This is a genomic window from Collinsella sp. LCP19S3_B11 (genome assembly GCF_052121915.1).
Lineage (GTDB): Bacteria > Actinomycetota > Coriobacteriia > Coriobacteriales > Coriobacteriaceae > Collinsella.
This window is the reverse complement of sequence record NZ_JBQKDI010000001.1, coordinates 258,184-283,865: the sequence shown is the minus strand read 5'-3', so window position 1 is coordinate 283,865 and position 25,682 is coordinate 258,184. Positions and strand designations below refer to the sequence as shown.

Annotated in this window: 25 protein-coding genes and 1 tRNA gene; 15 read left to right on the top strand and 11 right to left on the bottom strand. The window is 57.5% G+C overall.

Annotation, left to right across the window (positions count from 1 at the left end; translation table 11 throughout):
- From ACTQV4_RS01210 to ACTQV4_RS01190, 5 genes are all read left to right on the top strand, one after another.
- Nucleotides 1-1,179 carry a cysteine desulfurase family protein gene (locus ACTQV4_RS01210; RefSeq protein WP_441569083.1) on the top strand — a complete coding sequence of 393 codons (1,179 nt, stop codon included), beginning with the start codon at nucleotides 1-3 and terminating at the stop codon, nucleotides 1,177-1,179.
- Entirely contained in the window at nucleotides 1,176-1,985 is an 810-nt protein-coding gene (locus tag ACTQV4_RS01205; RefSeq protein WP_441569081.1) for a Nif3-like dinuclear metal center hexameric protein, read from the top strand. The genes ACTQV4_RS01210 and ACTQV4_RS01205 overlap by 4 nt, the downstream gene beginning before the upstream one ends.
- On the top strand, nucleotides 1,982-2,701 hold the full coding sequence (locus ACTQV4_RS01200; protein ID WP_427726754.1) for a zinc ribbon domain-containing protein: 720 nt from the start codon (nucleotides 1,982-1,984) through the stop codon (nucleotides 2,699-2,701). The genes ACTQV4_RS01205 and ACTQV4_RS01200 overlap by 4 nt, the downstream gene beginning before the upstream one ends.
- Nucleotides 2,702-2,703: 2 nt before the next feature.
- Nucleotides 2,704-3,918 (top strand): bifunctional phosphopantothenoylcysteine decarboxylase/phosphopantothenate--cysteine ligase CoaBC, encoded by a 1,215-nt coding sequence (gene coaBC / locus ACTQV4_RS01195; RefSeq protein WP_441569079.1) that lies wholly within the window; start codon nucleotides 2,704-2,706, stop codon nucleotides 3,916-3,918.
- An 81-nt stretch (nucleotides 3,919-3,999) separates the two neighbouring features.
- Nucleotides 4,000-4,076, top strand: a tRNA-Pro gene (locus tag ACTQV4_RS01190).
- An 862-nt stretch (nucleotides 4,077-4,938) separates the two neighbouring features.
- Here ACTQV4_RS01190 and ACTQV4_RS01185 read toward each other — a convergent pair.
- The 3 genes from ACTQV4_RS01185 to ACTQV4_RS01175 all read right to left on the bottom strand — a co-directional run bounded on the left by ACTQV4_RS01185 (nucleotide 4,939) and on the right by ACTQV4_RS01175 (nucleotide 9,755).
- Nucleotides 4,939-6,960: a gamma-glutamylcyclotransferase family protein gene (locus tag ACTQV4_RS01185; RefSeq protein ID WP_441569077.1), complete on the bottom strand. Its 2,022-nt coding sequence runs from the start codon at nucleotides 6,958-6,960 to the stop codon at nucleotides 4,939-4,941.
- A 351-nt stretch (nucleotides 6,961-7,311) separates the two neighbouring features.
- On the bottom strand, nucleotides 7,312-8,277 hold the full coding sequence (locus ACTQV4_RS01180; RefSeq protein ID WP_441569075.1) for a helix-turn-helix domain-containing protein: 966 nt from the start codon (nucleotides 8,275-8,277) through the stop codon (nucleotides 7,312-7,314).
- A gap of 686 nt (nucleotides 8,278-8,963) precedes the next feature.
- Nucleotides 8,964-9,755 carry a 7beta-hydroxysteroid dehydrogenase gene (locus ACTQV4_RS01175; protein ID WP_154516391.1) on the bottom strand — a complete coding sequence of 264 codons (792 nt, stop codon included), beginning with the start codon at nucleotides 9,753-9,755 and terminating at the stop codon, nucleotides 8,964-8,966.
- A 435-nt stretch (nucleotides 9,756-10,190) separates the two neighbouring features.
- Between ACTQV4_RS01175 and ACTQV4_RS01170 the strand changes: the two genes are divergently transcribed.
- The 7 genes from ACTQV4_RS01170 to ACTQV4_RS01140 all read left to right on the top strand — a co-directional run bounded on the left by ACTQV4_RS01170 (nucleotide 10,191) and on the right by ACTQV4_RS01140 (nucleotide 15,465).
- Nucleotides 10,191-10,454, top strand: coding sequence for a hypothetical protein (locus ACTQV4_RS01170; RefSeq protein WP_441038634.1), 264 nt, complete (start codon nucleotides 10,191-10,193; stop codon nucleotides 10,452-10,454).
- Nucleotides 10,455-10,603: 149 nt separating this feature from the next.
- On the top strand, nucleotides 10,604-11,308 hold the full coding sequence (locus ACTQV4_RS01165) for a CDP-alcohol phosphatidyltransferase family protein (RefSeq protein ID WP_427726787.1): 705 nt from the start codon (nucleotides 10,604-10,606) through the stop codon (nucleotides 11,306-11,308).
- Between the two features lie 66 nt (nucleotides 11,309-11,374).
- Nucleotides 11,375-11,809: an FHA domain-containing protein gene (locus ACTQV4_RS01160; RefSeq protein ID WP_195838557.1), complete on the top strand. Its 435-nt coding sequence runs from the start codon at nucleotides 11,375-11,377 to the stop codon at nucleotides 11,807-11,809.
- A 3-nt stretch (nucleotides 11,810-11,812) separates the two neighbouring features.
- Nucleotides 11,813-12,697, top strand: coding sequence for a transcriptional regulator FtsR (gene ftsR / locus ACTQV4_RS01155; RefSeq protein WP_154516382.1), 885 nt, complete (start codon nucleotides 11,813-11,815; stop codon nucleotides 12,695-12,697).
- A 38-nt stretch (nucleotides 12,698-12,735) separates the two neighbouring features.
- Nucleotides 12,736-13,266, top strand: coding sequence for an adenine phosphoribosyltransferase (locus ACTQV4_RS01150; RefSeq protein WP_195838556.1), 531 nt, complete (start codon nucleotides 12,736-12,738; stop codon nucleotides 13,264-13,266).
- 59 nt (nucleotides 13,267-13,325) lie between these two features.
- Nucleotides 13,326-14,420, top strand: coding sequence for a coiled-coil domain-containing protein (locus ACTQV4_RS01145; protein ID WP_441547586.1), 1,095 nt, complete (start codon nucleotides 13,326-13,328; stop codon nucleotides 14,418-14,420).
- Between the two features lie 178 nt (nucleotides 14,421-14,598).
- Nucleotides 14,599-15,465, top strand: coding sequence for a DegV family protein (locus ACTQV4_RS01140; RefSeq protein WP_441569073.1), 867 nt, complete (start codon nucleotides 14,599-14,601; stop codon nucleotides 15,463-15,465).
- Between the two features lie 73 nt (nucleotides 15,466-15,538).
- Here the strand turns inward: ACTQV4_RS01140 and ACTQV4_RS01135 are convergent, their stop codons facing one another.
- Complete coding sequence (locus ACTQV4_RS01135) at nucleotides 15,539-16,150, bottom strand: DUF1836 domain-containing protein (RefSeq protein WP_441569071.1); 612 nt, start codon at nucleotides 16,148-16,150, stop codon at nucleotides 15,539-15,541.
- Nucleotides 16,151-16,303: 153 nt separating this feature from the next.
- The gene (locus tag ACTQV4_RS01130) at nucleotides 16,304-17,242 is read right to left on the bottom strand and encodes an NAD(P)/FAD-dependent oxidoreductase (protein WP_441569069.1); all 939 of its coding nucleotides are present in this window, start codon (nucleotides 17,240-17,242) and stop codon (nucleotides 16,304-16,306) included.
- A gap of 117 nt (nucleotides 17,243-17,359) precedes the next feature.
- Here ACTQV4_RS01130 and ACTQV4_RS01125 point away from each other — a divergent pair, with 117 nt between their 5' ends.
- Complete coding sequence (locus ACTQV4_RS01125) at nucleotides 17,360-18,661, top strand: MGDG synthase family glycosyltransferase (protein ID WP_441569067.1); 1,302 nt, start codon at nucleotides 17,360-17,362, stop codon at nucleotides 18,659-18,661.
- 524 nt (nucleotides 18,662-19,185) lie between these two features.
- Here ACTQV4_RS01125 and dut read toward each other — a convergent pair.
- The 3 genes from dut to ACTQV4_RS01110 are packed head-to-tail and all read right to left on the bottom strand — an operon-like array spanning nucleotide 19,186 to nucleotide 20,578.
- Nucleotides 19,186-19,629, bottom strand: coding sequence for a dUTP diphosphatase (gene dut, locus ACTQV4_RS01120; RefSeq protein ID WP_427794758.1), 444 nt, complete (start codon nucleotides 19,627-19,629; stop codon nucleotides 19,186-19,188).
- Nucleotides 19,630-19,633: 4 nt separating this feature from the next.
- Nucleotides 19,634-20,077: a transcriptional regulator NrdR gene (gene nrdR / locus ACTQV4_RS01115; protein ID WP_427717459.1), complete on the bottom strand. Its 444-nt coding sequence runs from the start codon at nucleotides 20,075-20,077 to the stop codon at nucleotides 19,634-19,636.
- A 51-nt stretch (nucleotides 20,078-20,128) separates the two neighbouring features.
- A complete protein-coding gene (locus ACTQV4_RS01110) occupies nucleotides 20,129-20,578 on the bottom strand; it encodes a LysM peptidoglycan-binding domain-containing protein (RefSeq protein ID WP_441569065.1) in 450 nt (149 codons plus the stop codon).
- A gap of 163 nt (nucleotides 20,579-20,741) precedes the next feature.
- Between ACTQV4_RS01110 and lexA the strand changes: the two genes are divergently transcribed.
- Together lexA and ACTQV4_RS01100 are read left to right on the top strand one after the other, a co-directional pair.
- A complete protein-coding gene (gene lexA / locus ACTQV4_RS01105; RefSeq protein ID WP_427717464.1) occupies nucleotides 20,742-21,386 on the top strand; it encodes a transcriptional repressor LexA in 645 nt (214 codons plus the stop codon).
- Nucleotides 21,386-22,090: a heparan-alpha-glucosaminide N-acetyltransferase gene (locus ACTQV4_RS01100; protein WP_441569063.1), complete on the top strand. Its 705-nt coding sequence runs from the start codon at nucleotides 21,386-21,388 to the stop codon at nucleotides 22,088-22,090. The genes lexA and ACTQV4_RS01100 overlap by 1 nt, the downstream gene beginning before the upstream one ends.
- On the opposite strand, the gene hflX is transcribed toward ACTQV4_RS01100, so the two are convergent.
- Genes hflX through miaB form a run of 3 tightly spaced genes read right to left on the bottom strand, consistent with a single transcriptional unit; the run spans nucleotide 22,075 to nucleotide 25,672 of the window.
- Nucleotides 22,075-23,364 carry a GTPase HflX gene (hflX, locus tag ACTQV4_RS01095; protein WP_441569062.1) on the bottom strand — a complete coding sequence of 430 codons (1,290 nt, stop codon included), beginning with the start codon at nucleotides 23,362-23,364 and terminating at the stop codon, nucleotides 22,075-22,077. The genes ACTQV4_RS01100 and hflX overlap by 16 nt on opposite strands.
- Nucleotides 23,364-24,302 (bottom strand): tRNA (adenosine(37)-N6)-dimethylallyltransferase MiaA, encoded by a 939-nt coding sequence (gene miaA, locus ACTQV4_RS01090; RefSeq protein WP_441569060.1) that lies wholly within the window; start codon nucleotides 24,300-24,302, stop codon nucleotides 23,364-23,366. Before miaA ends, hflX begins: the two co-directional genes overlap by 1 nt.
- Nucleotides 24,302-25,672: a tRNA (N6-isopentenyl adenosine(37)-C2)-methylthiotransferase MiaB gene (gene miaB, locus ACTQV4_RS01085; RefSeq protein WP_441067716.1), complete on the bottom strand. Its 1,371-nt coding sequence runs from the start codon at nucleotides 25,670-25,672 to the stop codon at nucleotides 24,302-24,304. The genes miaA and miaB overlap by 1 nt, the downstream gene beginning before the upstream one ends.
- Between the last annotated feature and the right edge of the window lie 10 nt (nucleotides 25,673-25,682).

Here is a 25,682-nt window from a genome sequence, read left to right as displayed (position 1 = left end):
ATGACCGCAGGTCAAAACCGCATACCCGTGAATCTTGACTATGCCGCCTCGACGCCCATGCGCGCCGAGGCGCTCCTTGCGCAGCGCGAGTACGACGAAAGCGAGCTTGCAGGCGTCAACCCCAACTCGCTGCACTCGCTTGGCCGCAAGGCTGCCGCACGTCTGGAGGTTGCACGCCGCGAGATCGCCCGCAGCTTTGGCGCGCGCGTTCGCCCGTCCGAGATTGTCCTAACCAACGGCGGTACCGAGGCCAACCAGCTGGCGCTCCTCGGACTTGCCGAGGGTGCTCGTCAGCGCGATCGTAAGCGCGAGCGCGTGATTGTGTCTGCGATCGAGCATGATTCGATCCTGGACAACCTATCGCTGCTGCGAGCCGCGGGCTTTACCGTCGACCTGGTGCAGCCCTGCCGTGCGGGCTACATCGAGCCTGCCGCGCTGAGCGACTTGTTGGGCGACGACGTCGCGCTCGTGAGCATCATGGCCGCCAACAACGAGACCGGCGTGGTGCAGCCTATCCGCGAGCTTGCCGCGGCTGCGCACACCGCGGGTGCCCTGTTCCACACCGATGCCATCCAGGGCTATCTGCATATTCCGCTCGATGTGACCGAGCTGGGCGTCGATGCTATGACCGTTGCAGCACACAAGATTGGCGGCCCCGTAGCCTCCGGCGCGTTATACCTAAAAAGCCGCACGCCGCTGCGCCCCCGCATCTTTGGCGGAGGACAGGAAGCCGGACGTCGTGCCGGCACGCAGGACCTGCGCACGCAGCTGGCCTTTGCCGCTGCCGCCTCGTCTCTGGCGCCCCATGTGGCTCAGGAGCGCGAGAAGCTGCAAGCCCTTTCCGACAAGCTCTACGCCACGCTTACGGCCCATCCACGCATTCACGCCACCATGGGCGACTACACGCAGGCCGACCGTCTGCCCGGCATGGTATCGATCTATATTGACGGCATGGACTCCGAGGAGCTCATCATCAAGCTCGACGCCGCCGGTTTTGAGGTTTCGGCCGGATCGGCTTGCTCGAGCGGCAGCATGGATCCGAGCCACGTGCTCAGCGCCATGGGCATTGGTCGCGAGCAGGCGCTGGGCGCACTGCGCATCTCCTTCGATGACCGCGTGAATCCGAGCGATCTGGACGACTTTGCCCAGACGCTGCTCTCGATCGTAGGTGCCGCATGATCGTCGCCGAGCTCGAGCGCGCCCTGCTGGCACGCTATCCCAAGACGGACGCCGAGCCCTGGGACCACATAGGCTTATCCGTTGGCGACCCCGACGGCGAAATCCGCGGCGTTGCCTGCGCGCTTGACGCTACCAGGGACAACGTGCAGCGCGCCTTGGAAGCCGGAGCCAACGTGTTGCTCACGCATCATCCCGTCTACATCAAGGCGCCCGAGTCGTTTTGCCCGCCCAGCGCAACGCGCCCCCAATGCAGCGCGGCGCTCTACGAGGCGGCCCGCTGCGGGGTGAGCATTATCTCGCTCCACACCAACCTGGACCGCTCGCACGAGGCACGTATCTGCCTAAGTAAGCTGTTGGACGCGGCGCCTGCAAGCTCATTGGAGCACGTGGACGACCCCGAAGCCTGCGGCCTGGGAGTTTTTGCGACACTCAACGACCCGTGCCCGCTGCGCGATCTTGCCGCCCGTGCTGCCACGGCCTTTGGCAGCGACCCACGCGTATGGGGCGATGCCGAGCGCCCGTGCCGCACCGTCGCCATTCTGGGCGGCTCCCTCGGCGACTTTGGCGAGCTTGCCATCGCCGCCGGTGCGGATGTCATCGTGACGGGCGAGGCGGGCTATCACGTGGCGCAAGACCTTGCCTTGCGCGGGCTGAGCGTGATCTTGCTCGGCCACGATCGCTCCGAAGAGCCGTTCGTGGATATCTTGATGAACTCTGCGGTTGACGCCGGGGTCGACCCCCGTCATGCGATTAAAATACTGAACCCTTGCCAATGGTGGACTGTGACAAAAGGAGAGAACTTATGAGCGCCGGCGCTACGCTACTCAAGCTGCAACAGATCGATTTGGAGCTCGCCCGCAACAAGAGCGAACTTGCCAATATGCCGGAGCTCAAGGAGCTCGCCTCAAAGCGCAAAACCTATGTAAAGCTTAAGTCCGAAATGACCAAGCTCTATGCTCAGCGCAAGGACCTCGACATTGAGCTGGACGATCTCAACACCACCGAGATCCAGACCAACAACGCCATCGAGGCCGCCAAGAAACGCCACTTCGACGGCTCTGACTACCGCGAGGTCCAGGATCTGGAAAACGAGCTCGCCACCCTGGCCAAGCGCCTGGACAAGATTGAGCACACCCGCAAGGATGTCGTTGTCGCCCACAAGGAGGCGCTCGACCGTGAGGCTCGCGCGCAGGCCATCATCGCCAAATTCGAGGAGGGCGTGAAGGCCGACACCAAGGCTGCCCGTGCCAAAGCCGCCGACCTCCAGGCCCAGATTGATGCCGCCACCAAGGAGCGCACCGCGCTTGCCGCCACGCTGCCGACCGACGTGCTCACCGACTACGAGCGTCTACTCAAGCAGTTCCGTGGCCTGGCCGTCGAGACCATCAAGGGCAACATCCCCACGGTCTGCCACACCGCGCTGCAGGCGTCGTCCATGAGCGACCTCAACCACGACGGTAGTGAGATTACGCACTGCCCGTACTGCCACCGCCTGCTCGTGCTCCCCAACAAGGAAGCCTAACAATGACGACGGCACCCGACAATTCAATGCAACTTGAGGGAAAAACGATCCTGCTGGGCGTTACCGGCGGGATCGCCGCCTATAAGACGTGCAATATCGTGCGCCTGTTGCAAAAGCGCGGCGCCCGCGTCAAGGTCGTTATGAGCGAGCATGCCACGGAGTTTGTGGGCCCGCTCACCTTTCGCGCGCTCACGGGCGAGCCGGTCGCTGTGGGTCTGTTCGACGACCCCTCCGACCCCATCCACCATATCTCGCTGGCGCAGGAGCCCGACTTGGTGGTCGTGGCGCCCGCGACGGCCAATATCATCGCCAAGATGGCCAACGGCATCGCCGATGACCTCATCTCCACTACGTTGCTTGCCACGCCGCGTCCTATCGTGGTCGCACCGGCCATGAACAATGGCATGTGGAAGGCGCCGGCCACGCAGGCCAACATGACCACGCTGCGCGAGCGCGGTGTCCACGTTGTGGGCCCGGGCAGCGGCTACCTTGCCTGCGGCGATGTGGACACGGGACGCATGAGCGAGCCCGAGGACATCGTTGAGGCCGTCTGCAAGCTGCTCGACCCCGCTCCTCAGGACCTTGTGGACAAGCGCATCGTGATCACCGCCGGCCCCACGCACGAGCCGATCGACCCCGTGCGCTTCATTGGCAACCGTTCATCGGGCAAGATGGGCATCGCCCTGGCGGGGGAGGCCGCGCGCCGCGGTGCCGCCGTCACGCTTGTGCTGGGACCGACATCGCTCGACGTTCCCCGTGGTGTAGCGTGCGTGCGCGTACAAACCGCCGCAGAAATGCTCCAGGCTGCGCTGAGCGCCTTCCAGACGGCCGACGCGGCCATTTGTGCCGCCGCCGTCGCCGACTACACGCCTGCGGCCCCGGCGAACCATAAACTCAAAAAGGCCAACGAGCGCCTGGATCGAATTGAGCTCGTCGAGACCGTTGACATCCTGGCCGAACTCTCACGCCAAAAGGGCGATCGCCGTGTGATCGGCTTTGCGGCCGAGACCGATAACGTCGTGGAGTACGCGCAGCGCAAACTCGTGCGCAAGGGTTGCGATGCCATTATCGCCAACGATGTCTCGCGCGCCGATTCGGGCTTTGGGACCGATACCAACAAGGCCTGGATAGTGAGTACAGCGGGCACGCAAGAACTTCCCGTACTAACAAAACCCCAGCTCGCAGATACAATTTTAGACTTGCTTCAAAATTTGTAAAAAAAGTTCTTGCACAAGGACAAAGTTTCGGGTTACTATACTCCCTGTTGCGAGCGAGAGCAGAGCAACAAACAAGAGCTTCGGGACGTGGCGCAGCTTGGTAGCGCACTTGACTGGGGGTCAAGGGGTCGCTGGTTCGAATCCAGTCGTCCCGACCAGAAGTTTGCAGGTCAGGCACCTAGTGCCTGACCTTTTTTTATCAGGAATCATCAGGGAATCACCGGAGAATCACCGGCTGTTTTTTAGCCAATAAAGACACGCCCTTCTACCTGCACTTTTGTAGAATCTCGGTTTTAATGGATCCCCCCTTCACTTTCTTTCCATATTTGTTGAATTCACTGATTCGTTTTGATTCCACATTTGTAGTCTATCTAGCCTAAATTTTTCTACATACGCGAAAATCACCTACCTGTGCCTAGCTACTGCGGCTACGACATCCAAGCCAACTGTCCCGCCCTGCTTCACTAATTCCCCGCACGTTCGCACGGAACCCCGACACCGCCCAAGGGCCGCGATACTTTTTCGATTTCTTTCGGCAGCGAGAGGAAGGCTTCCGTGCCTGCCGAAACAAGGCACTGCGCTCCAAAAAGCTAACGCCGCGGGTATTAAGCCGACACCGCTACGGTGCCACCGGCCATCGCTGCGGGCACCTGCGGCGTAATCGCCCCAGAGTCCGCCATCTGGGCCGCCATGCCGGCGAAGTCCTAGGCGACGGCGTGAGCGTGCGGCTCAGGGCGGCGTTCGCGCCGTCATTCTCGTGCGACCTCAAGAGGGTGCGTCGGCGCGGGCTCGACTAGGGCGAGCTCGCCACCGTCATCGACTTCATCGTCGAGAACGCCCCGAAGCGCTGGAGGAACTACATAGACGCCGCATGCGCACGCTCAAGGGCGCATTGAGGGGCAGGGCTGAGGGCTTGAAGATCGAGGCATGGGACTAGAAGGGAGCTCGGAATTCGCGGGCCAGGATCCGAACATCGACCCGCGCGCTTGGCGATTCTTACCAGTTCAGACGGTTTGCAGGCTATTCGCGCTGCGGGAGAGACTCGCACCACTGCAGCAATGCGCTCAACATAGTGGGCTTGTCTTGCACGAACTGCTCACGCTTCACACCGCGGCGCGGCTCAAAGCGAATGTCGTAACCCCTGTTGTCCAGGTACACGACATAGCTTTCGGGGGTGCCGGGCAGGTTCAGCGCTGCATGGCGCGTGCTGCCAATGCGCTGCGGCGCTTCCATAAGAGACTCGTTGGGCAGCTGACCGCCGTATACCTCCTCTAGTGCGCGGAAGCGGCGCCTAAATCTCAGGTAACCGTGGCAGCCCTCGTCTGCATGCCCGGCACAACAGGTCTGCGTTTCATAACCCTTATCGTTCAGCATGCGCACGTGGGGCTGCAGCTCGTGGTCGATCGCTACCAGGTGATCAGGGCGCTTGCCGCATTCGCATTCGCCCAAGGGCTTAAAGCACTTCGGGCACACGAACAGCATGCACTTCATGGTTTGCTCGGGCGTGAGCTCCCTGATTCCCAGGGCTGCGATTTCTGCCGCAGGGGCTTCGGGCTGCACGCAGGGGCAGCCGCTTGCGCGCAGAATTGCGTCGATGCGAGCCACGGTGGTGCGCTCCATTTTCAGGGCGATGGCTTCGTCGCGCATCGCGCCAAACGCTTCGATGTCTTTCGTAACTGCAGAAAGCGGGGTTCGCCGAGAGATGTACACGAATGCGTTCTTTTCCCTCGCAGCGGGTTCGCCCTCAATCTTCACCGTGACGCCGGCTTTTGCATAGGTGCCGTACTGCACGCCATTCGCTTTGTCCAGCGTCTGGACCTCGCCCCGCGTGAGACCATGCCACAGCACGCCTTCCACAAACGATCCTTCCATGCGCATGATGGTGGGACGGCCCTTCGCGTCGCACGCCAGCGTGTAGCCATAGAGCTTCGCCTTGGTTGCATAAACATGGTGACCGCCCTCGAGCTTTTTGGCAATGCGGTCATGGCTGATGTCAAATCCATATGCGAAGTACGGGGTTTCCGCATACTCGCGGGTGTCGGCGGAGTGTTCGCGCGCGCTGAACACCGGGACAGAGGGACGATTAAAGTTGTGCACGTCAAACTCAGGCAGGCTGTTGCACCAGCCGAGCAGGGTGCGCAGCAGGGCCTTGCGCTGCTTTTCGAACTCATCCAGCGTAAGGGAGTAACTAAGGTCTGCCTGCAGCGCAGGGTCGCTGCTGCGCACTGCGCGGAACCCTTCGGGGACGTCAATCTTGTAACCGAACTCGCCTGGGGTCTTGATTGCCAAGTAGATGCGGTGCGACCCGCAGAAGGTGGCCTCACTCGCTTCCATCACCTGGTAGCGCTTAGAGCGCAGGATGCGTCCATGCTGCTGAAGGCCACGGGGGAAACGGCGTGCGTAGTAACCGGTGTAACGGCATGTGCAATCGGCGATCTGGTGACCTTCACCGCACACGAAGTCGGCGTATTCGCGTGCAGCGGGGAGGTCGATCTTGGCTGCGCCATACGCCGCCGACTCTTCTTGCGCGCGCAAGCGGTCCAGGCTGTCGGCGCGCATGTCGGACATCTGCGCCAAGGTTGCCTCATCAAGCTGCATCACGCGGCCGGCTTCGACCACGCGGTCGATGTAATCGTACTTTTCGGTGTACCTGCGCAGCGGGGTGCGCTCAGAGATGTAGACCATCGCCTCAAGGGTTGCGGGAACCACATCGCCTTCGCGCCCGACGGTCACGGTTTCCTTGCGGTAGCAACCAGATGCAACGCCTTCGTAGCGGTCGAGAGACGCCACGTGAGAGCTATCGAGCGCCCACAGCGCGCCTTGCACATGCGACTCCTCGCGCTTGGTGATGGTGAGGTATCCGGCGGTATCGAACGCCAGCTCATAGCCGTTCAGGGTCGCTTTGCCCAGCAGCACCGCGCCGGGGCAGCGGGTTTCAACTTGATGGATGTCAAGGTTGCTGCCGTACGCGAAGTTGATGGTCGAGGGTGCAGTCTCGGGGTGACGGGCTGAGGCGTTGTTGCGCTTCTCGTTGTACTTCATGGTTCATGCCTTTCGGTGTTGCGATGGGCTTCGGTCGCTCGAGCTGATTGCAGCATACGACCTGAAGCCGAAAAGGCGTGAAAACCTGAGGTTGACATTTTAAGAAATAGAACGAAAAGGACGGCCATGCACGAAATCGCGCAGGCAGAAAGCGCTGTTCGAGGCGCATCCTGCGAAAGGATACCCGTTCAGAAGGGTTGTTGCCAGTTTTTATCGATTCGTTTTTTTTTACGAGCGCACGAAGAGGTTGCGTTTAGAAAAACGCAAGGGCGGCTGTTTCGCCTGTAAGCAAACATGAAATCGGCCGCAGCGGTACCGCCTGGGAGGGCGGACGAGGGACTTGGCCGCAACCTAATCCCCGGGTGCGGCTGCTACGCTCACTACTTGAGAATCGTCGACCGCCCAGTATCTGCCATCCAAAAGTTTAAACACGATATAGCTGCCGTCTTTGCTTATTTCGGCGGCGTTTACGCATTTCTGAAGATCGGCGTGGTGCGCGAAGCAGCCGACGAGCACATCTCCATTTACAAGCCCGACTTTAAGATTGAGACCCATCTTCTCATACATAACGATACGATCCGAATCGTCCACGCCCTTGCTTGAGTCGAAGTCGGGCCTTAGCCCAGCGAGGCGAACCCCTCGCTCATCCAACGCTTTGTCGATTCCGCCCTTGGCGTAGTCGCTCAGCTGGTAATAGATTCTGCGCGCGAGATCATCTGCCACGACGCGCTCTGGGTCCCCGCCTGACCGTTCCGCTCGAAACTCGCCTAATGCCGACAGCATCAGGTACACCTCATGCAATCGCAGCGGCAGAAAGATTGGGTGGGCCGTCGACTTCAGGCCGCCGCGGCTTGTCGGCTCGGCCTTGATGAAGGAGTCGCCAAAACGCACGCCGTCTGCCAGGGCGCTCAGGCGCTTTTGCACCGCCGTGCGCGAGCAGCCCAGGTACGCGGCGATCGCTTGCTGGGTCATTCCCTTATGCGCCGCTTTGAGCAGCATGAGATTTGCCTCGTCCGTGCCTATGAACGATTTGTCCAGGTTGTAGTGGCGCTTTTTTGGGGCGCCGCCGATCTCGTTGCCCTTTTCGAACAGCTCGTGCACGCTCAGGAACAATTCATGGCGGCCGTTGCTTTGGGGGCCTTCCTCTGAGTTGGCATAATCTGCCAGCGCCTTGCAAAACAAGCGATAGTTTTCGTCAGTGACGAAAGTGGGCCACTGCATGTTGTGAAAGCGTGTGCCTTCACGTGTGTCGGCGAATTTCGCATACGCAGACTCAGGATCGCAACCGACCCTTTCCGCAATTTCCGCAACTCTCATGCCAATCCCTTCCGCAACCCAATCACACGCACGAAAAACCTATCAAGCCAGAAGATTGATGTGGCAAAAAAGAAGAAGAGGCATTACACCCCTCCTTCTGGACAGCCTGCACCCCGGTTCCCTGCCTGCCAGTTCGCCCCCCGAAGCCCTCGGGGCGCTGTGGGGTCGAACCCCTCCGCATGGAAAATTCTATCGCGGCCATGCCCGCTATGCGTGTCACGCACACCACGCCAAACGTCAGGTTTACCAGCCGGGACTGAGCCCTCTTTCGAGAGCAGGGTTATATTAGCATCTACAAACTCGAAAAACCCTGCCGCATTTGAGGAGTACCAAGAAAACGGTCTACACCTTGAATATCAACCTCATCCGAACACCTCCCGCATTCACACGAACATGTACGGATGAATGCGGGAATCCGATACCCTGAGGGCCGGATCGGCCGGCCCACTGGGCACGAGCGGGACACGGTCCAGAGGATGCCGGAGCGCAGGGTCCCGTGCAGGGAGATCGCGGGGGAGCCGGGCAGGTCGCCCTAGACGGTGAGCGCCGAGGTGCCGTCGCGCCCACCCATGAAAAGAGGGTTTCTTTGCGGGCGCCGCATCCGCACGCCCCCGCAAAGAAACCCTCGCACTCGCATCTCTACCTGCGAACCCGCACGCGCCCTCGCGCACGCGCCGCGGCAGCTGCTAGTCGCGGTAGAACGAGCCCATGTAGCGGATGTACTCGTCCTCGGTGTGGTTGGCCTTCCAGTCGTGGACGGAGTCCTTGTTGCGCTGGCCGGCGATGACGGAGAGCTCCTTACCCAGCTTCTCAAAGGCCTCGTCGACGCACTCCTCGGGGGTGAGGGCGATCTTCATGACGGCCTCGCCCTGCGGGCCGCCGGGGAGGTTGGACAGCAGGCTGGGGGTTAGGGTGGTGCCGAGGGTGATAACCTCGACGTCGACACCGGTGCCCTCGCACTCGCAGGCCACGGCCTCGGTCATCTTGAGGATGAAGGCCTTGCCCGCGCCGTACTGGCCGTTCCAGGGGCTGGAGCTGATGCCGGTCATCGACGAGACGTTGATCACGGCGCCGCGGTCCTGGGCGGCAAAGATCCGCATGTAGTGGTGGAAGCACTTGAGGAAGGTCACGACGTTGACGTTGATCATGGCCTCGTGCTTCTCCCAGGGAGTGTCCTGGATCTTGCCGAAGCTGTGCAGGCAGGCCACGTAGCTCATGAAGCCCATGTCCAGGCCCTCGGTCGCGGCGAAGACGGTCTCGGCAGCGTCGGGCTGGCTAAAGTCGGCGCGCACGACCTTGGTCTCCACGCCGTAGGTCTCACGGATCTCGCCGGCGAGCACGTTCAGCTTCTCCTCGCGACGGCCGACCATGACGACATTCATGCCGCCGGCGGCGATCTTCTCGCAGAACGCCTTGCCGACGCCCTCGGTCGCGCCCAGGATCAGGCCCCACTCACCGTACTTTTCCCTCAGGTTCATACTGCATCCTCTCTCTCGATGCCCATGCGGGCACCTCTCCTTTAGCGTGCGGCCGCTCAGCCGCATACGGTGCGCCATTATGCGCTGAACAAGAGGGGAGTGCGTTCACGACTTTGCGAACGAGCCCGAAACAACGATGAACGGTGTCGGTCTATCACCACAATGAAACCCTTGCAGTATCAAGAGGGGAGGTGCTGGCGGGTGGAACCAAAAGGTGAACGCCGCCCTGGCGTGAGCGGCGTTCGATGTGGTTTTACCCACCTTGGTAGCTATTCACCAGGAGGGCATTGCGACCTCCGGTCGCCTTTGCTGTATCCCCTTGTGTGCCCATGTACAAAGGGATGCATCGCTATTCTGCGCCGGTGCTCGACGTCACCGCTTCGGTAGGCTCGGCAAATACGTTTCTCGCAATGTTCATGGTCGGCGTGATGCTCGATGTGCACATCGATACCGAAGACCTGGGACCTCATGCGCCTCATCGACTACGTTGCGGCGCGCGGCGCGTGGAGTCTGCGCGAACTCGGCTGCGTCGGCTTTTCCGGCGGTGCCATGCAGACGCTCTGCCTCGCTGCGCTCGACGAGCGCGTGCGCTGGGCGCTCATCAGCGGCTACCTCTACGGCGTGCGCGACGCGCTGCTCACCCTCAACAATAACTGTAGCTGCAACTACCAACATAGCCCTCGCGGCTACTTCCTGTGAGAGTTTTTTGTTAAAGCAACGGCACGAGAGTCCTCGTGGCACCCAGCAGCGTCCTCCACATGTCTGGACTCTCTATGCTTACGCTGGATAGACATCGCCAGAACGGGTATAGTATCGAGAGTTTTGTCGTTTACCAGCGGGGGAGTCCTGTGGGCATCAAAAAGAAGATCAAAAAGGAGCTTATCGGCACCTCCGATTACCCGTCGAATAAGATTTTCACGATCTCCAATTTCATTACCTTCACGCGCCTGATCCTCACGCTGGTCTTCCTGTACCTGTTTGTGACGGACAACAACCGTGTCGTCGCCATTGTCATCTATGCCATCGCGGCCTCCACCGACTGGATGGACGGTCAGATTGCCCGCATGACTAAAACGGTCTCGTGGCTCGGCAAGGTTATGGATCCCATCTGCGACCGTGCTCTGCTATTTACAGGCGTTTTAGGTCTCGTGGTTCGCGGCGAGCTTCCCATCTGGGTCTGCGTGCTCATCATCGGTCGCGATATCTACCTGGGCATCGGCACGCTCATCGTGCGCCACTACCACCGCCGCCCCATCGACGTAGTGTTTCCCGGCAAGATTGCCACGGCGCTGCTCATGACCGGCTTCTCGCTCATGCTGCTGGGCTTTCCCACCGTGGATGGCTGGCATCTGCTGCCCGCCACGTTCACGGCCTTCCCGGGCCTCAACGGCAGCTCGGTACCGCTTGGCATCTTCTTTGTGTATGGCGGCGTCATCTTCTCCATGCTCACCGCTGTCATCTATTCCATTAAGGGTGGAGCGGCCATTAAACAGGCTGTTGCGCATCCAGAGGACGAAGACGTCGACTTTCTTAACCCCGAAATCGAAGACTAAGCCATTGGGGTATTATTACGTACAGTTCATTCTTTGCGGCATGTCCGCGTTAAGTTAGGGGTTGTCATGGACAACATGGTTAACAATATGCCTCAAAACGATAAGACTGCCGACGCAACCTGCGTCTTCCGTGTGCCTTCGAGCGACGTTACCGTTCCCGATCTTATGGCGAACGTTCGCATCACTGCCCCCGTTCTGTCTATTGTCAAGGGGCCGCAGACCGGTGCTGCCTTTGAACTCGAGGATGATGTGACCACCATTGGCCGCGATCCGGCAAACGGCATTTTCCTCAATGACATGACCGTATCGCGTAGCCACGCACGCATTATTCGCGAGGGTCTGGCTGCTCGCATCGAGGACTTAGGCTCGCTCAACGGCACGTGGGTTGACGGCGCTATCGTCAATGCCGCCCCGCTGCACGACGGATCTTCCGTCCAGATCGGTACGTTCACGCTCATCTACCACGAGAGCACGCCGGAGCGCATCGAAACCGGTGAGTAGGGCATGGCCGAACGCAACTATCTGAGTATCGGCCAAGTCGTCAATTTACTTCGAGGCGCATACCCCGATCTTTCGAACTCAAAAATTAGATTTCTAGAAGATGAGGGGCTCATCACCCCTCATCGTACGCCAAAGGGGTATCGCCAATACTCCAAGGAGGACGTTGACCGTCTAGAGGTCATTCTGCACCTGCAGAAGACTCGCTACATGCCGCTCAACGTGATCAAGCAACGCCTGGAAAACGCTACAGATCTCTCCACGCTTGCCTACGAGGTGGGTCTGCTGTCCGATGTTCCGCTCAAGACGGAACCAAAGGAAACCAAGCAGAAACTGCACCCCATCGAGACCATTCCGGATATGTTGGGCGTCGAGATCTCGTTTATTCGCTCCTTGGCCGAAAACGACCTTATTCGCATTATCAAGAGTCCGCAGAACCGCGAGCTCGTCGACGGGCGCGATTTTCCGATTATCCGCTACTGTTCTGAACTGTCACGCTTTCATATCGAGCCGCGAAACCTTCGTCAGTACGTGTCATCCGCCAACCGCGAGTCTTCGATGTTCGAGCAAGTGCTCGTGAGTATGCTTGGCATGGACACCTCAGATGACGAACGTGATGCCAAGCTCGAACGCGCGTTTAAGAAGTTACATGACCTCACCGAGGGCGTGCATACTGCGCTGCTCAAAAACCGCGTATTTGAGTCACTCAACGCCGTAGTCGAGGACGCCGATATCGATGCCCTCGATGAGGAGATCGCACGCTCCGAATCAACCAAGGCCAAAAGCGAAGAGGCATCTGCCTCTGCGGTCCCCGTGCGCGAGGAATCCCTCGTGCAGCCGCTTAAGGTTGTCGCCCCCTCGCACACCGGCACCGCCAGCGCGGACAAATAAACGCTTCTACAAACCAGCCTCCCATGAAAGGTCACGCCATGTACGACTTCGAATCTCACATCGTCGACATCCCCGACTATCCCGAGCCCGGAGTCGTCTTTAAGGACATCACGCCGCTCTTTAGCAATCCCGAAGCGCTTAAAGCCATGGTCGACGCGCTAGCGGAGCATTTCTCCGGCATGGGCATCACTAAGGTTGTAGGACCCGAGGCTCGCGGTTTTATGGTAGGCGTGCCTGTTGCCGTGGCACTCGGCGCGGGCTTTGTTCCTGCACGTAAACCGGGAAAACTGCCACGTAAGACCGTTAGCCAGGAATACGAGCTCGAATATGGAACCGATTCGATTGAGATTCACGTCGATGCCATCAGCTCTAAAGATACCGTGTTGATTCTTGATGACTTGGTCGCGACAGGCGGAACCGTTGAGGCAACAGGTAAACTAGTGCGAGATATGGGCGCAAAGCTCGTAGGTTATGGTTGTATCCTTGAGCTTGCGTTTCTTAATCCGCGCAAGAAGCTCACGCCTTCTAACGAGGACGTTGAGCTCTTTAGCCTGGTAACGGTGGACTAGCCGCTACCCTTAGATACTGGAAAGGAAGCTCCATGCGCACAGCAAACACGCACAAAAACATGGCACGCTGCGCAGCTACGGCAACCCTCGCTTGTGTTTTGGGCTTGGGCCTCGCGGCTCCTGCCTATGCCGATACCGCGTCCGATCTTGCCGCTGCTCGTACCAAACTCGAGCAGATCGGTACGCAAACCCAGCAGATTCATGAAGAACTCTCCGCTCAGACGCAGGAGCTTGATCAGACTGCAGGCGAGATCACGCAAAAGCAGCAAGAGATTGCCGAGGGTCAGGCAAAGCTTTCGAGCTACGTTGCCGGTGAGTACAAGACCGGCGGTCTGAGTCTCCTTCAGGTTCTGACGGGCGTCGACGATCTGGGCGATATGCTCAACCGTTTGTTCTACTACGGCAAGGTTTCCGACAAGCAGGCCCAGACCATTCAGGAGGTCAAGGACCTTAAGCAGCAGCTCACCGATAAGCAGGCCGAGCAGGAGAAGAACGTCGCCGCGACGCAGAAGAAGGTCGACGAACTCAACGCCCAGCAGGCTGAGGCCCAGAGTGTCGTGAACTCCCTGGATTCACAGCTGCAGGCCGAGCTTGCTGCCGAGGCCGAGGCGAACGCCGCGCTGCAGGCTGGCATAAATGCCAGTACCGCCGAAAAGGCCACGGTGAGCAACGACACCGCCGGTACGACCGAGAACACCAACAATGGTGGCGGTACGACCAACAACGGCGGCGGCAACACGCCTGCGCCCGCGCCCGCTCCTGCTCCCACGCCGCAGCCCTCGACGCCCGCCCCGGCACCGGCCCCTTCCGCGCCGAGCCAGTCCGTTGACGGCGGCAGCGTTGTCTCTCGCGCTTATAGCAAGCTTGGTTGCGCTTATTCCTGGGGCGGTATTGGCCCGAACAGCTTTGACTGCTCCGGCTTTGTAAGCTACTGCCTCACCGGTCGCTACTGCCGCCTGGGCACTACCGGCACCTTCATGGGTTGGCCCCGTGTTTCTGATCCTCAGCCTGGCGACGTCGTGGTTAACTCTTACCACACCGGCATCTACATTGGTAACGGCCAGATGATCCATGCTTCCGACTACAGCACGGGCGTTATCATCAGCTCCGTTGCCGCTGGCATGAACAACAATTATATTTTCGTTCGCTATTAAGTGTTTTTAACTCAGCTAACGAAAGTGGACCTCGTATCCTTTGGGAGCGAGGTCCATTGTTTTATCTCGACCGCTCATTTTGTGTGTAAACTACAATCTAGTTTTGAATACTAGATATGCGCAGCATCTGTCCAAAAGATAGCTATAATTGTTGAGGTACAACTAGAAAGGACCCTCAATGAGCTGGGCACTCATCTCAGATTCGAGCTGCAATCTTCGCGATTGGCAACCAACCGCACCTCATACCACCTTTGCATTTGCACCCCTTAAGATCCGAGTGGGGGAGCGTGAATTTGTCGACGATCTCTCGCTCGATGTTCACGAGCTTAATTGTGCCGTGCAGGCGGAGTCGAGCGCTTCTTCGAGCTCCTGCCCAAGCGTAGGGGAGTGGGCTGAGCTCTTTAAGCTCGCCGACAAGACGATCTGCATGCCCATCTCCGAGGGCGTCTCGGGAAGCTACAATGCCGCGGCCACTGCGCGTGACATGGTGCTTGCCGAAGAGCCCAATCGTAAGATTCACCTGGTTAATTCGCGCGCAGCAGGCGGCAAGATGGACCTGATCTTCTTACTGTTTGATCGCTATCTTGCAAGTAAACCGGATGCCTCCTTTGAGGAAGCCTGCGCCTACTTCGATAGCTTGGAGCAGAACAGCAAGATCCTCTTTAGTTTATGCAATTACGAAAACCTTGCGAAGGCCGGACGTATCCCCAAGGCGGCCGGTGTTATTGCCAACAAGCTCAACATCCGCATTTTGGGCACGGCGAGCGAAGCGGGCGAAATTGAACTCGTTGGGCATACGCGAGGCGAAAAGAAGATGCTCACCAAGATTGTCGACACCATGGAGGCCGAGGGTTTCACGGGCGGCGAGGTCATCATCGATCACGTTGAGAACGAAGCTGGAGCCCAGGCGCTTGCTGACCGCATTGTGGAGCACTGGCCAGGCTCCAAGACTATCATCATGCCCTGCAACGGCCTAGATTCCTATTACGCCGAGATGCATGGTCTCATCATCGGCTACGGCATGGGCGTGGCTTCGGGCCAATAAAGCCCAACCAAGCAAAAACGCGGACGGGACAAAGTGACTGATGGCTCTTTATCCCGCCCGCGTTATACGTCGCCTAGCTATTAAACCCATTAAACTTTAGGTAGCTCATCAGATACGCCTTCGATACAAAGGACGAAACCGCACTGCGTACGAGCAATGACTCGCGCGTAACCTGATGTGCGGTATCGGGCACCGGAGTCTGCACAAGGGAAAAAGCCGCACGAATCGATGCCTCAAGTTGATCGACTACATAATCGAAAGCCGTCGGAGCGTCGTAGCTCAAGCGCTGAATATTAAAGAGCGCCTGAACCGCAGCGATGGGCAGCACCTGCTTAAAGATACAAATGGCGATGAGACGCGCAATCTGCTCACGGCCATACTGCTTTTTAACCGGAGCAGGAACGAGGCCGACCTTTACGTAGTTATTGATCATCGAAGGCGTGATAACGGGCTGCTCTACGCAAATCGAAAGCGGCTCCATCCACAGCGCAACATACTCAATGACCTGATCGCGATAGAGCGTTACGTTGGGCAGCTGGTCATAGCGCGGCAGGCAGAGCGTATTGAGCTTGCGAACCATATCGGACTGAATAAATGCATCCGGCAGCACCGTCGGCTGAATATCCTCCGGCTTAATGCTGACCGATGTATCGGACATCGGGATAACATGTTTGACGTGGTTCATAAGAGACCTCCGTTCGTTTTCTATATTGTATTCTAGATTATCTAGTTTTGCATACCATATAGCCGCTAACTAAAAGTGGTTGGACAGCACATTAACCACCGTCCAACCACTTTGTATAAAGATAGCAACCTTACATAAGATATATTATCGTACTTATCCTCGTAAGAAGGTGTATGCGCTGGTTGCCGCTATGGCTCCGTCCGAAACGGCGGTCACAACCTGGCGTAAACGCTTGGAACGGATATCGCCGGCAGCAAACAAACCCGGCGTGCGCGTGGCCATCGAGTCGTCGGTAACGATACCGCCGTCAGGCGCCAGATCCACCAGATGCTGTACAAGCTCGGTATGGGGCTGTGTTCCGGCAAAGACAAAGATACCAAACGAACCTGGATCGAAGGACTCGGAATAGGTATCACCGGTGGCGTTGTCCTTAAACGTGATAGTTGTAGGCATGGCCTCGCCCGATAGCTCCACAATACTAGTTTGGTACCTAACAGAAATATTATCTTTAGCGAGCACCTTTTGAACCACGCCATCGGGAGCACGGAACCGATCGCGGCGCAAGACGATGGTCACGCTGCTGGCAATTTCTGATAAGAACAGGGCTTCCTCGCAGGCAGCATTACCGCCGCCAATGACAAAGACCTGTTTGCCACGAAAGAACATGCCGTCGCATGTGGCGCAATACGAAACGCCGCGACCGCGATACGTATCCTCCCCAACAAAACCAGCAGAGCGCGGCGTGGCGCCCATGCAAGCGATAACACTCGAGGCCAGCGTATCGCCCGTATCGTGATGCACCGTAAACAGCGCCGCATCCGCATCGTAATCGATACCCGTCACCACGCTCCATGCAACCTGTGCTCCCAGGCCCTCTGCATGCTGCTGAAAACGCTCGCCGAGTTCGGCACCGCTCAAGAGCGGAATGCCCGGATAGTTTTCGACCTCATTGGTTGTGGCGATCTGTCCTCCCGACATGCCCTGTTCAATCACGGTCGTCGTTAGATTGGATCGCGCAGCATAAATGGCTGCAGCATAGCCCGCTGGGCCGCCGCCGATAATCGCAACATCGATCGGCTGAATGGTAGTCATGGAGTGTCCTCTCATCGAAACATTGGCGTTCTTTGCGCTCATACCCAAATTTAGGAGAACATGACAGTCATGCACTACAATGATTCTTTGCGAAACAACGATGAAGGGGAGTTATCGATGGATCAAACGCAGATGGGCAATGACGCTCCCCTGCCCACGCAAAGCGCCCCTCAATCGGAGCAATTGATGCCGTCACCTGTACAAAAGCCCTTAGTGACCATTGTCCATGCATCGGTTGGTTCGGGACACAAAGCGGCAGCCAATGCTATCGCGCAAGCATTCGAGCTTATACGCGGCACCAAGGGCATACCGCAGGATGTCGAGATTGAGGTCTTGGATATCCTCGATTTTGGACGCATAAAATTCGACGGCAACAAAACGGCCGCATCGTTTACCGGCGCCACACGCCCAATTTATGACTTGACCTGGCGATATACCCTTACCGGACACCTGCTTTGGGGCGGCGGCACGGCATGGTCGCGCATTATGTTCCCCGCATTTAACGAATACGTTCGCACTCGTAGGCCTATTGCCGTGGTCGCCACACATATCACGGCAGCCAACGTTGCGGTTGGTGCGCGCGTCATTACGGGCATCGACTATCCCGTCATTTGCGTGCCGACCGATTACGAAGTCGAGGGCTGGTGGCCCCATAAGGATACTGACTTATTCTGCGTGGCAAACGAGTTTATGGCCGAGACGCTCCGCCCACGCAAGGTACCTGAGGCAAAGATACGCATTACGGGCATCCCTATTCGCGCTGGATTTGACACGGATTACAATCGTGAGGAAGAACTCGAGAAGTTCAATCTCCCTACCGACAAGACCATTGTGCTGGTAATGGCCGGCGCCAGTTTGCCTCAACCGTACGTTCGCTTTCGCGCGGCGATGGACCAAACCCTCCCCTTCCTCCGTAGCTTCGAGGACATGCACTTTGTCTTTTTGCCGGGCAAGGACACGGAATACGCCACGCGCCTGAAAACGCTCTTCGAAGCCATGAAACTCGAAAACGTCACGGTCCTTGACTATGTCGATGACATGGCAGCGCTCATGCACGGCTGCGATCTGGCAATTCTCAAATCGGGCGGACTCACTGTTACCGAATGCCTGTGTGCACACCTGCCGATGATTCTGCTGGGCAAGTCCTATGGCCAGGAAAAGGCCAACACCACCATGCTCACCGACTTGGGCGCCAGCATGCATGTCACCACCGCACGCGAGCTCATCGTGACGCTGCGCCATCTCCACGATCATCCCGAGTCGCTCAAGGCACTGCTCATCAATGGCGAAGTGCTACGCCGTCCACACGCGGCCGAGGACATCGCCATCGCAACCATGGAACTTGTAGGCAAGCCCCAAAAGCGCAAACGAGCCTTCTGCCGCTTCTACTGGGGCGGAAAACCAGCCCATATCCGCTAGGCGAAAGTCCGCTGCTCGGCGGGAGCCGCCCATATATCATTCCATGCTCAAACATTCTCGCTGCGCTGCGAAACTGCGCGTGGAACGATATATGGGCGGCTCCCGCCGAGCAGCTACGTTTACGTGCTAGCAGCTATGCCAGATTCCCCACCATTAGAATCTGCAAAGGCCAAACCGGAAAATATAAATACAGTAAGCCGACACGACAAAGGTGGCGTCCCTTTGTCGCGTCGGCTTACTAGAAAGATTGTTATATCTCAAGCATGTAGCCCTTTCGCCTGAGCCCCATACATATCGTCCCGCGCGCAGTTTCGCAGCGAAGCGAGAATGTTTGAGCACGGGATGATATGTATGGGGCTCAGGCGAAAGCGGAATCCATGCGCCCCTGCGATGCGAGAATGTTTGAGCATGGAATGATATGTGTGAGAGGCGGGCGGGAGGGATACGAGCGCCCCCGCGAGAATGTTTGAGCATGGGATGATATATAGGCGGGTCGGGCCGGTCAGCGGACAGTACGTAAACGACTAAGCGACGCCGCTGGAGCCGAAGCCTCCGTTGCCTCGGTCGGTTTCGTCTAGTTCGTCTACCTCCACGAGATTGACCGTGGGAACTTCTTGGATGACGAGTTGAGCGATTCGGTCACCCTTGTTGATCTGGATTTCATTGGATGGATCCAGGTTGATAAGGATGACTTTAAGCTCACCTCGATAGTGGGCGTCTATAAGACCGGGCGTGTTGACTATAGACAGACCCTGCTTAATAGCCAGGCCACTGCGAGGCTGAACGAAGCCAGCGTATCCATCGGGCAGCGCGATCGCAAGACCAGTAGAGACCAAGCGTCGCTCGAAGGGCTTAAGGGTACAGTCCTCATTGGCACGGAGGTCCAAACCGGCATCTGAGGGATGGGCGTATTTGGGAAGCTCGATCGTAGGGTCGAGACGCTTAATGTTGACCGTAATGTTGGACATAAAATCACCTTAGCTTGTCGAGCTCTTGCAAAAACTCATCGATGTCTTTGAAATCGCGATAGACCGAGGCAAAGCGAATGTAGGCCACCTTGTCGATCTTGGCCAGGCGCTTAAGCACCATGTCGCCCAGGTCGTGGGACGTAACGGCCGTCAGTGTACGGGAACGCAGCTCAACCTCGATGTCATCGATAAGCTCATTGAGCTTTTTCGTGTCGATGTCGCGCTTAATCGTAGCGCGCATTAAGCCGACCAGCAGCTTATTGCGATCGAACCGCTGCCTTGACCCGTCAGATTTGATGACCTCGATGGGGTCTTCGCATCGCTCGAATGTTGTGAAGCGATAGTTGCACGAACAACATTCACGACGGCGTTTAATGGTGTTATTAGATTCCTGCATACGGGAATCGACAACACGGGTATGTGCATTGCCGCATCTGGGACAGCGCATGGTACCTCCTCCAAAACGATAACAAGGGTACCATGTGCCGGAGTATAAATCTTACGAACGCGCAGGAACTTTAAGAACGTCACCCGCATCGAGTGACCCATGCACCAGATGATTAACACTGCGAATTATGTCAGAAGTCTCCTGCGTAGAAAGACCGTCAACGGAATGCTCCTGAGCAAGCGACCACAAGGAATCGCCAGGCTGAACACGGACGGTCTCATAGGTAACGTTAGATGCCGACTCGGCATATGCGGCGTGACGAGCGCTGAAGATCGAGGTAGCAAGTACAAAGAAGAACGTGAGCGCAACGGCCAGGGCGACAATCGTCGAGGCCTTCAGAGCAACGGGGGCCGAAGTCGTGGCGACGCACTGGCTGCGGACGGGCTTGCCAGGCAGTGTTTGAAAACCAGATCGGCCGCCTTTGACAACCGTGAAAGCCGGCACCGCAGGCGACTCGAGCTTAAGGGCGAGGTTTCCCTGGACCATATCCGTTGCATTCATCATGTTCTCCTCTCGCGTTTTTTGACGAGAACTGTTTTATCAAGCCGCGAGGACAAAAAAGTCTAGCGCGGGAACGAGTGTTCGGTTATTATTATCTTCGAACAGTTGTTCCTGTCAAGCAAACATAGAACATTTGTTTGGGTTAGGTAGAGAGGAATCCCTGATGGCTCGCAAAATTACCAAGCGACAGCAGCAGATTTACGACTTCATCAAGGAGTATCAGCAGGAAAAGGGCTATCCGCCCAGCGTGCGTGAGATGGCTTCGGCTGTGGGTCTTTCCTCCCCTAGCACCGTACATGCACATCTCTCCGCACTGGAAGCACGCGGCCTGCTCAAACGTGACGCCACCAAGCCTCGTGCCCTAGAGCTCTTTGACGAGGACGGAGCCTCCGTCTCCATTTCAAAGTCCGATGAGCCCACGGCACCCCGCGGAACCGTATCGCTACCCCTCGTGGGCCGTGTTGCCGCAGGGATCCCCATCCTTGCCGAGCAGAATATCGAGGACACCTTTACCATCCCGACCGAGATCGCAACGGACCAGGGGTCTTTTATCCTCGAGGTCCACGGCAATTCGATGATTAACGTCGGTATCCTTAACGGCGACTATATCATCGTTCGCGAACAGAAGAGTGCCATGAATGGCGAGATCGTTGTGGCCATGATCGATGGCTCCGCAACGGTCAAAACGTTCTACAAGGAGCAGGGACGAGTTCGCTTGCAGCCCGAAAACGACACCATGGAGCCCATCTATGCGACAAATCCGACGATCCTGGGCAAGGTCGTTGGATTGATGCGCCGGTTCTCGTAATGCAAAACCGCATCACGGTCTTTGATACCATTCGCGGATTTACCATGCTGTCGATGGCAGGATTTCATGCTTGCTACGATCTTGCCTATCTTTATGGTTGGGATATGCCCTGGTTTACTCAGACCATCTTCCAAGACATCTGGCGTGCCAGCATCAGTTGGATTTTTTTGTTTATTGCCGGCTGGATGTGCACCCTCTCGCGCAACAACATCAAGCGTGCCGTCAAATATGCCGCTGCCGCTTTTGTTGTATGGGTCGCGACGACGCTCGTCTCAGTCGATGACTCGGTGAACTTCGGCATCATGTTCTGCATGGCGGCCTGCACCGCCATTGTCGCGCTCGCGCGTCCGGTGATCGTTAAAGTGCCGTCGGTATGGGGTATAGCAATTTGCCTCACACTTTTTACCCTTACCTGGAGCATTCCTAAAACGGTTTATCCTATCCCCTATTTAGCTTGGCTGGGTTTCCCAAGTCCAGACTTTGTCTCTGGTGATTACTATCCAGTCATACCATTCTTATTTATGTACCTTGCAGGCTTCTTTGCCGCCCACACGACTCAGGAAGCAAACTATGAGGCGCCGGGATGGGCCTATGCGAATCCCATCCCGGCGCTCGCAAGTCTCGGGCGCCATGCGCTGCCGTTCTACCTGCTTCATCAACCGGTTATCTTGGGTATACTGGAGCTGATTTACTCTGTTCGATAACGCTCGAGACGCGGTGCGATACGGGCTGGAAGCTTTGCCACAATACGAACGCCGTCCTCGAGGTATTCCTCGTGCAGAAGGGTTCCCTGTTCGTGCACAAGCGTGATTAACGCGCCCTCTCGATACGGGATATCGGCCGAGAGCAACACGTCCGTAGCGGCCGCTTCACGAGCAATGCGATCGACTAAGTCATCAAGGCCCTCATCCGTCTGAGCCGAGAACAATACCGCCTCGGGATAGCGCCGGCGAAAGCTCAAGCGGTCGACGCTATCGAGCAGATCGATTTTATTGAACACGGTAAGCGTCAGGCGCTCACCGGCACCAATCTCGTCAAGGACACGATCAACCGCCTCAAGCTGACGCTCGTAATCCTCATCGGAAGCATCCACAACTTTAAGAACCAAATCGGCGCCGAGCACCTCGGAAAGCGTAGATTTAAACGCGTCGACCAGGCCATGGGGCAGCTTTTGAATAAAGCCAACGGTATCAGTGATCGTCATGCCACGGCCACCGGGTAAACGATACGAACGCGTCGTGGGATCGAGCGTGGCAAACAGCTTATCCTGCGAAAGTACCGTGGATCCCGTCAATCGATTAAGCAACGTCGACTTACCGGCATTGGTGTAGCCAGCCAACGCTACGCGAAACGCCGGCGATTCAATACGGCTTTTCGATTGCACATCACGACGTTGTTCAACCTGTTTCAATTCGCGGCGAAGCGCAGCGATCTTATCGCGAATCAGGCGACGGTCGACCTCGAGCTGGCTTTCGCCCTGGCCAAAACGCGATCCAATGCCGCCACGCGTCTGTTCCTTAGCAAGGTGGCTCCACATACCTCGCAGACGGGGCAGCAGATACTGCAACTGAGCCAGCTGCACCTGTAAGCGACCCTCACGCGTCTGAGCATGCAGGCCAAAGATATCCAAAATCAACGCCGTACGGTCAATAATCTTGACCGGTTCGCCCACGGCTTTCTCAAGATAGGACTGCTGTGAAGGAGTCAAGTCGTCGTCGAAGATTACAACATCCGCATCCATACGATGCACCAAACCGCATAGCTCCTCGACCTTACCGGAGCCGATAAACGATTTGGGATAAGGTTTGACCAGACGCTGAGACAAGCGTGCCACGCATTGGGCTCCAGCAGTGTGAGCCAAGCGCTCGAGCTCGTCGAGCGAACGGTCGAGCGGCCAGGCGTTATCGCGCCACTCAACACCAACCAAGACGGCACGCTCAGGTTCAGGCGCCGTGGGAACCAAGGGAAAACGTGCCATTAGGCAGCCTCGATACGACGGTAGATATCATCGACGACCTCATCGATCGTAAACTCATCCATATCGAACCACACGATGCGATCGTCACGCTTAAACCAGGAAAGTTGGCGCTTGGCATAGCGACGTGAGCGCATCTTAATAAGCTCGCGGGCCTCATCCATGGTAATAGCGCCTCGCAAGGCATCAATAATCTCTTTGTAACCGATTGCCTGCATCGACGTGAGTGCATCACCCAGGCCCTGGTCAATAAGGCCACGGACCTCATCAACCAGCCCCTGCTCAAACATAAGGTCGACACGCAGGTTAATGCGCTCATACAGCACTTCACGGCTACGCGTCAGACCAAACCACAAGGCATGATAACGCTCACGTGGAACGCTGAATTTCGACTTCTGCTGGGCATACGACACACCTTCATCGTGCATCTCGAGCGCACGGATCACGCGGCGCACGTTATGAGGATGAATCACGGCAGCCGATTCCGGATCACGCTCGGCAAGCAGGGCATGCATAGCTTTCTCGCCAATACGCTCGGCAAGCTCCTGATAACCCGCGCGACGTTCGTCCTCGAGCTCTCCCGAAGGAAAATCCATTTCATCGAGTGCAGCCTTAAGATACAAGCCCGTGCCACCGCAAAAGACCGGAAGCCGTTGCTCACCAAGCAAACGCTCGATATGCGCCCGGGCATCAGACTGATAGAGCGCAGCAGAATACGCGACGCCCGGGTCCACGATATCGACAAGGCGCAGGGGCACCGAGCACTCCTCGGGCATCATCTTGGCCGTACCGATATCCATACCGCGATAGATTTGCATCGCGTCACACGATAACACTTCAGACGACAGACGAGAGGCCAGGCGGTCGGCAACATCACTCTTGCCGACCGCCGTCGGACCGACGATCGCTACGGCAGAAAGGTTTGTGCCGGGGGAAACCATTAGCGAGGCTCACCCACAACGGAGCCAGACAGATACCACGTCTTGGCGACATCCACATCGACGTCGACGATTTTGCCTATAAGCTGATCGATGCTATAGCCAGCGGGAATCGGCGCATGCACTGTCTGGTTCTTAGGACTTTTACCAAGAAGGACAGCGTCGTTTTTCTTGCTCGTGCCCTCAATAAGCGCAGGCACCACGGTGTGAAGCTCGCCCTGGTTATACTCGTATGCCGTCGTCTCGATAACCTTGACCAGACGGTTAAAGCGCTCAAGGATAACCTCATGCGGGGTGGGATCATAAATCTCAGCTGCCGGGGTACCGGCGCGCTTGGAGTAAATAAACGTGTAGGCCTGGGCATAGCGCACCGTCTCGGCAAGCGAGAGCGTCTGCTCAAAGTCTTGCTCGGTCTCGCCCGGGAAGCCCACGATGATGTCGGTCGAAAGCGCAATTTCGGGCATACGGTTACGAATGCGATCGACCAGGCCCAGATAATCCTCGCGCGTGTACCGACGATTCATCTCTTTAAGGATACGCGTGGAACCCGACTGAACGGCTAGGTGAAGCTGCGGCATAACGGCAGGTGTCTCGGCCATAGCATCGATGGTCTCGGGAAGCAAATCCTTGGGGTGCGAAGAAGTAAAGAAGATACGCTCGACGCCCGTATCACCCACGGCGCGCAGCAGGTCGGCAAAGCGCGGCTTGCCAAAGAGATCGCGACCGTAGGAGTTAACGTTTTGTCCCAGCAGCGTAATCTCGCGCACACCCTGACGCACCAGACCCGTCACCTCGTCGACAATCTCCTCGAAGGGGCGGCTCTTCTCGCGACCACGGACGTACGGCACGATGCAGTACGTGCAGAAGTTGTTGCAGCCCGTCATGATGGGCACCCATGCATGATACTGCGTCTCGCGATGCCACGGCATACTCATGGCGTCCGTATCTTCATGCTCATTCGTGCGGATATGGCGCTTGCCATCCATAAACGCCTCGGCGATAAGCTCCGCCACGTGCGCAATCGAATGCGTACCAAAAATAACGTTGACGTTATCGACGTTGGTGAGCAAGCCCTCGCCATCGCGCTGAGCGATGCAACCACCCACGGCGACCACACGCTTGCCCGAAGGAGAAGGAGGAAGACTCTTGCAGGAATTGCACTGACCGTACAGGCGCGTATCGGCAGCCTCGCGCACACAGCACGTCATGAATACGACAATATCGGCATGTTCCGGATCGAGCGCCATAAGACAACCATAGGAATCGAGCAAACCGCTCACGCGCTCGGAGTCGTGCTGATTCATCTGGCAGCCGAATGTGCGGATAAAATAGGTTTTACCGGCAAGAATATCGCGTACGAAACGCTGGTCCATGAGCTTACAT